Below are 1,242 nucleotides of genomic sequence, written 5' to 3' on the forward strand. Positions count from 1 at the left end.
CCAGCACCCCCGCCAACCGATCCGACCGCACATCCAACTCCCCATACGACACCCGCTCATCACCACACACCACCGCCACCGCACCCCGATCCCGCCCCACCACCTCCCCGAACAAACCCAACACCGACACATCCCCCACCACCACACCCGTGTCATTCCAGTCCGTGACGACTCGCTCTCGTTCGACCGGAGACAGTGGATCGACCTCGTACAGAGGCGTCTCAGGTGCCACGTCCAGAGCCGCGACCAAAGCCTCGATCGCCGTCTGGATCAATCCGCACACCAGCTCCGGGTCCCCCGGATCCACCACGTCGGCCTTCAGCCCGAACCCGTCCCCCAGATCATCCACCGAGACGGTCACCGGATAGTTCGTCCGGTCCTCGGCTGCCGACAGAACCGTCAGGCCGGCGGTTCCGTCAGACTTCGGGTCCTCTGAGTGCACGCGCCGCGCACTGTGGCGGTAATTGAGCAACGACGTGAACAGCGGGGTTGAGGCCGGGACGCCGCTGGCCTTCTGCGCCAGGGCCAGCGGGGCATGCTCGTGCACCAACAGGCCGGCCAACTGCCCCTGCATCGCCCGCACCGCACCCACCACATCCAGGCCCGACACGTCCATCCGCACCGGAAGCGTGTTCATGAACGGCCCCGGAATCCGGTCCGCACCCCGCCCGGCATTCATCCGGCCCAGCAACAACGTCCCGAACACCACATCCGACCGCCCCGCCAGACCCGCCAGCACCCGCGCCCACGCCACATGGAACAACGTCGCCGGACTCACCCCCAGCCCGCGAGCCTGCTCCCGCACCCGCACCGCCAGCCCGTCATCCACCCTCACCCGCGCCGACCGCACACCCGTACCGTCACCACGGGCATCCGCCAGGCCGAACGGCAACGTCGGCTCCGTCACATCACCCAACAGCTCAGCGAAGAACTCCTCATGCTCCGCACGCGAAACCCCCAACCGCGCCTGCGCCACGAAATCACGGAACGGCAGCGGCACTGGAAGCGCATCCCCATTGCCGGACATGAACGCCTCAACCTCACTCAGCACCACTTCCGCGGCAGTGTGGTCCTGGAGCAGGTGGTGCACCTGCACCAGCCCAAGCCACCGCCCCGTCCTCCCCGGCTCCTCCGCCACATGCACCCGCAGCAACGGCGCCTGCCGCAGATCCATCCACCGCCCAGCGACCGCCAACAACTCAGCCCGCAGATCCCCGCCCTCCCCGGTCAGCACCACCTCAC

1 protein-coding gene is annotated in these 1,242 nt (G+C 68.1%); it reads right to left on the minus strand.

The genetic code is table 11. The features are described 5' to 3' along the window. On the minus strand, positions 1 to 1,174 hold a 1,174-nt coding region (locus tag ACZ67M_RS37785; protein ID WP_469854366.1), incomplete at its 3' end, for a condensation domain-containing protein. Between the last annotated feature and the right edge of the window lie 68 nt (positions 1,175 to 1,242).

Source organism: Streptomyces sp. NPDC107500 (assembly GCF_055582785.1).